7 protein-coding genes and 1 tRNA gene are annotated in these 7,648 nt (G+C 62.3%); 5 read left to right on the top strand and 3 right to left on the bottom strand.

The window, feature by feature from the left end:
• Nucleotides 1-248: 248 nt before the first annotated feature.
• Nucleotides 249-322: transfer RNA gene (locus tag TR61_RS18715), tRNA-Cys, on the bottom strand.
• A gap of 141 nt (nt 323-463) precedes the next feature.
• Here TR61_RS18715 and TR61_RS18720 point away from each other — a divergent pair.
• The 3 genes from TR61_RS18720 (at nt 464) to TR61_RS18730 (ending at nt 3,522) form a co-directional block, all read left to right on the top strand.
• The gene (locus tag TR61_RS18720) at nt 464-1,117 is read left to right on the top strand and encodes a protein-L-isoaspartate O-methyltransferase family protein (protein ID WP_050932056.1); all 654 of its coding nucleotides are present in this window, start codon (nt 464-466) and stop codon (nt 1,115-1,117) included.
• Nucleotides 1,118-1,159: 42 nt separating this feature from the next.
• The gene (locus TR61_RS18725; RefSeq protein ID WP_050932057.1) at nt 1,160-2,575 is read left to right on the top strand and encodes a TolC family outer membrane protein; all 1,416 of its coding nucleotides are present in this window, start codon (nt 1,160-1,162) and stop codon (nt 2,573-2,575) included.
• Nucleotides 2,576-2,652: 77 nt separating this feature from the next.
• On the top strand, nt 2,653-3,522 hold the full coding sequence (locus tag TR61_RS18730) for a midas domain-containing protein (RefSeq protein WP_050932058.1): 870 nt from the start codon (nt 2,653-2,655) through the stop codon (nt 3,520-3,522).
• Here the strand turns inward: TR61_RS18730 and TR61_RS18735 are convergent, their stop codons facing one another.
• Together TR61_RS18735 and TR61_RS18740 are read right to left on the bottom strand one after the other, a co-directional pair.
• Nucleotides 3,523-4,974: a cobyric acid synthase gene (locus TR61_RS18735; protein WP_050932062.1), complete on the bottom strand. Its 1,452-nt coding sequence runs from the start codon at nt 4,972-4,974 to the stop codon at nt 3,523-3,525.
• Nucleotides 4,975-5,068: 94 nt separating this feature from the next.
• Nucleotides 5,069-5,389 carry a DUF6280 family protein gene (locus tag TR61_RS18740; RefSeq protein ID WP_050932059.1) on the bottom strand — a complete coding sequence of 107 codons (321 nt, stop codon included), beginning with the start codon at nt 5,387-5,389 and terminating at the stop codon, nt 5,069-5,071.
• A 217-nt stretch (nt 5,390-5,606) separates the two neighbouring features.
• On the opposite strand from TR61_RS18740, the gene efp reads away from it, so the two are divergent.
• The gene (efp, locus tag TR61_RS18745; protein ID WP_050932060.1) at nt 5,607-6,170 is read left to right on the top strand and encodes an elongation factor P; all 564 of its coding nucleotides are present in this window, start codon (nt 5,607-5,609) and stop codon (nt 6,168-6,170) included.
• A gap of 286 nt (nt 6,171-6,456) precedes the next feature.
• Nucleotides 6,457-7,626: an aspartate aminotransferase family protein gene (locus TR61_RS18750; RefSeq protein ID WP_050932061.1), complete on the top strand. Its 1,170-nt coding sequence runs from the start codon at nt 6,457-6,459 to the stop codon at nt 7,624-7,626.
• Nucleotides 7,627-7,648: the final 22 nt, after the last annotated feature.

A 7,648-nucleotide genomic window follows, 5' to 3' on the forward strand; every position in this document is an offset into this window, starting at 1 on the left:
GTTCAGTTGGGGAGGCTCACCAGCGCGCAGCCTGATCTGACTGGCCCAGTTTGATTGTGAGTGCATTGCCGGTCCGGGTTCCGAAACGCGTATTTTAACAGTGCGTTGTGCAAACTGTGTCTGGGGCAGTGTTCCGGAAAACTGTTTTCACTACAGCGATTCAGCCGCGCAAACCCACAGCAGCAGACCAAGCAAAGAATATATGACGGATTTTTTGGGCGAAAAAGACGCTAAGTCATAAATCTTGTTGGAGGCGAGTACCGGAATCGAACCGGTGTACACGGATTTGCAATCCGCTGCGTCACCACTCCGCCAACTCGCCGTCCGTGGTGTAATTTGTCGCTTAGCTGATCTGTCGCAGTGCTGCAAGGTGCCTCGGAGTGCTTTTATCATGTCCAGCCGTTGCCGGGGCGATATTGTTGTGGCAAACGGTAACGCAGAAGCCGAACGAAAGAGTTTAGTCATGCCAGACTATGCCTTGCGCCGACGGATGATGGTGGACACGCAGGTCCGCCCCTCCGACGTGACCAAGTTTCCCATCATCGACGCGATGCTGAGCGTCCCCAGAGAGCTGTTCGTGCCCAATGGAGCGCGCGAAGCGGCCTATGCGGGCGAACATGTGCCGCTGGCCGACCAGCGGGTTGTGCTGGATCCGCGCATCCTGGCCAAGATGCTCGATGCGCTGGAATTCAGCGGTGACGAGCTGGTCTTGGATATCGGGGGCGGTCTTGGATATTCCTCGGCGCTGATGTCGCGGATGGCGCAGGCGGTCGTGCTTCTGGAAGAAGACGCGGACCTCGCCGAAGAGGCGCAGACGCAGCTTTCCGAGATCGGCGCGGATAACGTGATCGTCCAGCGAGGCGCGCTGGCCGAGGGCGACAGCGAACACGGGCCCTATGACGTGATCATCCTTCAGGGCGGTGTCGAAGATCTGCCCGACGCGATCGCCGGCCAGCTGAAGGAAGAGGGCCGGATCGCCTGCCTTTTCATGGAAGGCGCTTTGGGATCCGTGAAGATCGGCCGAAAAATTGACGGTGACATTAGCTGGCGTTTCGCGTTCAATGGGGGGGCGCCTGTTTTGCCAGGGTTTGAGAAACAGGAAGAGTTCTCCTTCTGAGTGCTGCAGGCGGTTGTGGACGAGTGAACGAGGGAGATCGCTATGCGCAAGCGTGCGTGGGCTGCCAAAGCCAAGGGTTTCATTGTCGCTGTTTCTTTGGGGCTGACCGCTCCGGTTTCAGCACAGGCTGACAATCTGGCGGATGCGTTGGTCGGGGCCTATCAGACCTCGGACCTCCTTGCGCAAAACCGTGCGCTTCTTCGTGCAGCGGACGAAGATGCGGCAATCGCGCTTTCGGCATTGCGGCCGGTGCTGGATTTCGTGGCCGGTATTGCGCGTTCATCGACTGAAACGACCGCGCTGGGGGTCACGACGATCGATCGCACCACCTCGGCCAGCAGTCTCGCGCTCAGTGCCTCGCTGCTTCTTTATGACAATGGGCAAAGCCGGCTGCGCACACAGGCCGCGCGGGAACTTGTGCTGGCCACGCGCGCCTCGCTTCTGTCGGTGGAACAGCAGGTACTGCTCAGGGCGGTGTCGGCCTATATGAATGTGCTTCGGGCGGAGGAATTCGTACAACTGCGCCAGAACAACCTCCGCCTCCTGACCGAGGAACTGCGCGCCGCCCAGGACCGGTTTGATGTGGGCGAGGTGACGCGCACGGATGTCGCCCTGGCCGAAGCCGCGCAGGCCGCGGCGCGCAGCAACCTTGCCACGGCGCAGGGCGATCTGATCAATGCGCAGCAGGAATATCTGACGGTCGTGGGCCGTGAGCCGGGCCGTCTTGCCCCGCCGCCGCGCCTGCCGGCGCGACCCGCCTCGATCGACGCGGGCAAGGCTGTGGCCGTGCGCAACCACCCCGACATCATCCAGGCCCAGCACCAGGTCGCGGCAGCCGATCTGACCGTGATGGCGCAGGAAGCCGGGCTTGGCCCCACCGTGCGCATGGTCGGAGAGGTCTCGGTCACCGACTCGCGCAATGGCGTGGCCGACACCGACAGCTCGTCCATCGGGCTGAATTACACCCAGCGCATCTATCAGGGGGGCGGATTGGCCGCGGGCGTCCGTCAGGCCATGGCGCAGCGCGATTCGTCGCGCGCCTTGCTTCTGAATGTGCAGGATGTGATCGCGCAGGGGGTTTCGACCGCCATGGTCCGCTTCCGCGTGGCGCAGGCGAATATTCAGGCCACCGACCGCCAGATCCGCGCCGCCGAAGTGGCCTTCCGCGGGGTGCGCGAAGAAGCCGCCCTTGGCGCGCGGACCACGCTGGATGTGCTGGATGCCGAACAGCAGCTTCTGGATGCCCGCGCGGCCCGGATCGCGGCGCAGGCCGAACTTTATATCGCCGCCTATCAGATCCTTGCGGCACAGGGCGCTCTGACCGCTGAAAACCTTGGTCTGGGCGTTCAGATCTATGACCCGACGGCCTATTACAACCAGGTCAAGAATGCGCCTGCCTATCTCAGCGAACAGGGTCGCCAATTGGACCGTGTGTTGAAATCGCTTGGGAAAGAATAAGAATTTTCGCAATCGGTTGTGAGAATCCCCGGCTCGGTCTAAGCTTTTGACCGAGGAAAGAGTGGTAGGCGCAAAAGATGTCCGAACCCGTCAAGTCTGTTGAGATTGAGGATGTGCTGTCTTCGATCAGGCGTTTGGTCTCTGAAGACCATCGCCAGACCCCCCCGCGGGAGGAGGAAAAGCCCCGTGCGCCGGATCGTCTTGTCCTGACAGATGCGCTGCGCGTGACCGATCCGCAGCCGGAAGAGAGCCGGGCGGAAGAGGCTGACGAACCGCTCGTTCTGGAAAGCCCCGAGGCGCCGCAGGACGATCACGGCCATTCGGATCAGGACGAGAACTTTGCCGAGCAGGCAGAGATGCCTCACGACGCTGCGGACAGCGTCGAGGACGCCGCGCACGCGCAGGACTGGCAGCCAGAGGATGATACCGCCCAGGCGGACGAAGCCGCTGAAACAGAGACCGCGCAGACCGTCACCGATGACGCCCCCTGGTCTGACCCTGAGGCCACGCTTTACGAAGCCGCTGGCCTGGCGGAGGATGCGCAGCCCGAAGAAGACGCAGACATGCGCCCGCTGGGGGAAAAGATCGCGGCACTGGAAGAGGTGATCGCGCGCACCGATGACCAGTGGGAGCCCGACGGCACCGGCACCGATGATTACGCCGGCACCGAGGTCGAGACCCTGGAATGGGAAGACGCCGAAGCCGATGACACGCTCGAAGCCGCCCCTGTGGCGGAGGACGAGCCCGAAACGGCAGAAGACCCATCCGACAGTCCGGACGAGACCGTCAGCGACGCCCTTCTGGACGAGGCCGCCCTGCGCGATCTGGTGGCCGATATCGTGCGCGAGGAATTGCAGGGCGCTTTGGGTGAGCGGATCACCCGCAACGTGCGCAAACTGGTCCGCCGCGAAATCCACCGCGCGCTGGCGCTGAAAGATCTGGACTGATCAGCCGATCTCGCGCGCCAGCTGCAACAGCCGGTCGATATCCATATGCGTCTCAAGATGGGCGGCAAGCTGATCCAGCGTGTCTTCCACCAATGCGTCATACCGGATCTGGGCGCTGTGCCCGCCCTCGGACAGGATAGTGGCGCGAAACAGATCGCTGCCGAACACCCCATGCAAATAGGTGCCCCGGATCCTGCCTGACGGTGACTGTGCGCCCTCGGGCCGGCCATTCATGGTGAACCACGGACGCGCCATATCCGGGCCGGAGGTGCGGCCCATATGGATCTCATACCCCTCAACTGCCGCGCCGCTGGTGGCGCATTGGGCCTGCCGGTTGGCCAGTTCCTTCTGCGGGGCCAGCGTGGTGTCCACATCCAGATGCCCCAGCCCGTCGATCTTGCGGGGTGTGCCTTCGATCCCGTCGGGGTCATGGATCGTCTTGCCCAGCATCTGAAACCCGCCACAGAGGCCAAAAACCAGCCCGCCGCGCCGGATATGGGCGGCGATATCCACGTCCCAGCCCTGCGCGCGCAGAAACAGCAGATCGTCGATCGTGGCTTTGCTGCCGGGGATCAGGATCAGATCGGCATTGCCGGGCAGGGGGTGTCCGGGCTCGATGATCTGCACGGTCACTTCCGGTTCCGCCGCCAGCGGGTCCAGATCGTCGAAATTCGCGATGCGCGGCAGTTTCGGCACCGCCACCCGGAAGGCCCCGCCATCGCGCGAGGCGATATCCAGCACGTCTTCAGCAGGCAGCCGCCAGGCCTCGGCAAACCACGGCACCACGCCCAGCGATGGCCAGCCTGTGCGCCGTTCGATATCGCGCAGGCCCTCGTCGAACAGCCGCACGTCGCCGCGAAAGCGGTTCACCGCAAAGCCCGCGATCTGGGCCAGATCTCCCGGCTCCAGCACGGCCTGGGTCCCCACGATCTGCGCGATCACCCCGCCGCGATCAATATCGCCCACCAGAACGACCGGCACACCCGCAGCTGTCGCAAAGCCCATATTGGCGATATCGCCCTGGCGCAGGTTGGTTTCCGCCGGGCTGCCCGCGCCTTCGACCAGTACCAGATCGACCTGCGCGGCCAGGCGGTGGAAGCTTTCCAGCACCTTGCCCATCAGCCGGGGCTTTTCCGACCAGAAGGCGCGGGCCTCGCTGGTGCCCTGGCGGACGCCCTGCACGATCACCTGCGCGCCGGTTTCGCTTTGCGGTTTCAGAAGCACCGGGTTCATGTCGGTATGAGGGGGCAGCCCCGCCGCACGCGCCTGCAGCGCCTGGGCGCGCCCGATCTCTCCGCCATCGGCGGTGACGGCTGCGTTGTTGGACATGTTCTGCGGTTTGAAGGGGGCGACGCTGATCCCCCGCAACCGGCAGGCCCGCGCCAGCCCCGCCACCAGAAGCGATTTCCCGACATTGCTGCCGGTACCCTGGATCATGATCGCCCGTGTCATTGCGCCATCCGCCCCGATGCCCGCCCCTTCAGCGCCCATGAAAAAAGGCGCGCCTGAGTGGGGGCGCGCCTTTCAGATTGAACATGTGGACCGGTTATGCTGCTTCAGCCTGCTGGGCAGCATGACGGCGCTCGCTCTCCTCGCGCGACAGCGCGACCGAGGTGCGAACCCCCTTGGCGACAAACTCCATCAGACCGTCGACAACCCGTTCATTCGGGTCAATACCGGCACAGGTAAGCACTTCGCGTCCGTCACGCGACCGCGCCCAACGGGCGATTTGCTCGGGCCCGTTGCCGTATTTCTTGTCATCGGCGATAGCATCGTCGAGTGCAGCCAGAACAACGGCCGCGAAAAGTTTCCGTGCACGATTGCCTTGTTCGTTGTTAAAGGCAGTGCCGTCAACGAAATCTCTCATTTCGTTTCCCTTGTTTTTCTTGCTCTTGCGTTTTCGGCGTGACGCTCCTTATGACCGATCGGAAGCGATTCGGCTACCCTGTTGAAGCATATCTCCCATTCGTCTGGCGCATAGCTTTCTGCAGGTGCAACACGATATCTGGTTGTCTGGACACGGCACATCGGGCCAGATATAGGACCGCGCAAGAAATCATCAACCTTTCAGTCAGGTTTGTCGCATGCCAAAGATCAACGGAAACGAAATCCGCCCCGGAAACGTGCTTGAACATAATGGCGGTCTGTGGGCCGCCGTCAAAGTGGATCACGTCAAGCCCGGCAAGGGCGGCGCCTTTGCCCAGGTCGAAATGCGCAACCTGCGCAACGGATCCAAACTGAACGAACGGTTCCGGTCCGCCGACAAGGTGGAACGCGTGCGTCTGGAGCAGAAAGATCAGCAGTTCCTCTATGAAAGCGACGGCATGCTGGTGTTCATGGACTCCGAGACCTACGAGCAGATCGAACTGCCTGCCGATCTTCTGGGCGAGCGTCGCCCGTTTCTGCAGGATGGCATGACCATCGTGGTGGAATTCTATGAAAGCGAAGCGCTGAACGCCACGCTGCCCCAGAAAGTCACCTGCAAGGTCGTCGAGACTGAGCCGGTCGTCAAAGGCCAGACTGCGGCCAACTCCTTCAAGCCCGCGGTTCTTGACAATGGCGTGAAGGTGATGGTGCCGCCCTTCGTGGGTCCTGACGAGGACATCATCGTCAATACCGAGACGATGGAATATTCCGAACGCGCCTGACCCGGCGGAGTGCCCGGGGCACCGGTTCGGCAGGGGTATTTATGGCCAGAAAGAAGCGGGAGGTGCGCGCCATGCACTTTCCGCTTTTCTTATTGGCAGACCTGGCGTAAGCGGGCGACATGATCAGAACCGTACATACCCGTATTGTCCGACGCCGACGCTGACCCGTCGTTCGTTCCCTGATCCTGTGCGCCTTTGGTATGGCGCGCCCCAACTCTCAAAATCGTTGACCTGATAGCCCGATGTGAGGCACTCACAGGGCTTACTCACTGCAAAGGACATTGCCATGATTGCGCCGCTTCTGCCGACCTATGCCCGGGCCCCCCTGTCTTTCGTCAAAGGCGAAGGCAGCTGGCTGATCGAGGCGGATGGCCGACGCTTTCTGGATCTGGGCGCAGGGATTGCCGTGAACGCGCTGGGCCACGCAAACCCCCAACTGGTCGAGGTGCTGACCGAACAGGCGCAAAACCTCTGGCATACCTCGAACCTGTATAACATCCCGCAGCAGCAGGCGCTGGCCGAAAAGCTGGTGGAGGCAACCTTTGCCGACACGGTGTTTTTCACCAATTCCGGGACGGAAGCCTGCGAACTGGCCGTGAAAATGGCCCGCAAGTATTTTTATGACAAAGGCCAGCCGGAACGGGTCGAGATCATCACCTTCTCCGGCTCCTTCCACGGCCGCTCCTCCGCCGGGATCGCGGCGGCGGGCTCCGAGAAGATGACCAAGGGCTTTGGCCCGCTCTTGCCCGGCTTCGTTCATCTGCAATGGGCCGATCACGACGCGCTGGAACCTGCGATCACCGACAAGACGGCGGCAATCCTGATCGAACCTGTGCAGGGGGAGGGGGGGATCGTTCCCTTGCCCGATCAATGTCTGAAGGGTCTGCGCGATCTCTGTGATGAAAAAGGCATCCTTCTGATCCTGGATGAGGTGCAATGCGGCGTGGGCCGCACGGGCCGGCTCTTTGCCCATGAATGGGCCGGGATTGAACCCGACATCATGATGGTTGCCAAGGGCATCGGCGGCGGCTTCCCCCTGGGTGCGGTGCTGGCCACGGAAAACGCGGCTTCCGGGATGACGGCAGGCACGCATGGGTCAACCTATGGCGGCAACCCTTTGGGTTGTGCTGTGGGCGGCAAGGTGATGGACATCGTCTCCGCCCCCGAATTCCTCGCCGAGGTGAACCGCAAGGCCGGCCTCTTCCGCCAGAAGCTGGAGGCACTCGTGGCCTCGCACCCGGATGTGTTCGAAGCGGTGCGCGGCACGGGCCTGATGCTGGGCATCAAATGCAAGGCGACCAACGCGGATGTGGTCAAGGCGGGCTATGACCATCAGGTCATCACTGTACCCGCCGCAGATAACGTGATCCGTATCCTGCCCCCGCTCACCATCACCGATGAGGAGATTGCCGAGGCGATCAACCGACTGGACGCAACCGCTGCATCCCTGTCCTGACCCTGTCTTCTTCTCTTTCCAA

Source organism: Aestuariivita boseongensis (genome assembly GCF_001262635.1).
In the GTDB taxonomy this organism is placed as follows: domain Bacteria; phylum Pseudomonadota; class Alphaproteobacteria; order Rhodobacterales; family Rhodobacteraceae; genus Aestuariivita; species Aestuariivita boseongensis.

Bases quoted from the DNA above. Each gene is read 5' to 3' on its own strand.
- TR61_RS18735 (WP_050932062.1), bottom strand. From the start codon at position 4,974: ATGACACGGGCGATCATGATCCAGGGTACCGGCAGCAATGTCGGGAAA.
- TR61_RS18725 (WP_050932057.1), top strand. From the start codon at position 1,160: ATGCGCAAGCGTGCGTGGGCTGCCAAAGCCAAGGGTTTCATTGTCGCT.
- TR61_RS18720 (WP_050932056.1), top strand. From the start codon at position 464: ATGCCAGACTATGCCTTGCGCCGACGGATGATGGTGGACACGCAGGTC.
- TR61_RS18730 (WP_050932058.1), top strand. From the start codon at position 2,653: ATGTCCGAACCCGTCAAGTCTGTTGAGATTGAGGATGTGCTGTCTTCG.
- efp (WP_050932060.1), top strand. From the start codon at position 5,607: ATGCCAAAGATCAACGGAAACGAAATCCGCCCCGGAAACGTGCTTGAA.
- TR61_RS18750 (WP_050932061.1), top strand. From the start codon at position 6,457: ATGATTGCGCCGCTTCTGCCGACCTATGCCCGGGCCCCCCTGTCTTTC.
- TR61_RS18740 (WP_050932059.1), bottom strand. From the start codon at position 5,389: ATGAGAGATTTCGTTGACGGCACTGCCTTTAACAACGAACAAGGCAAT.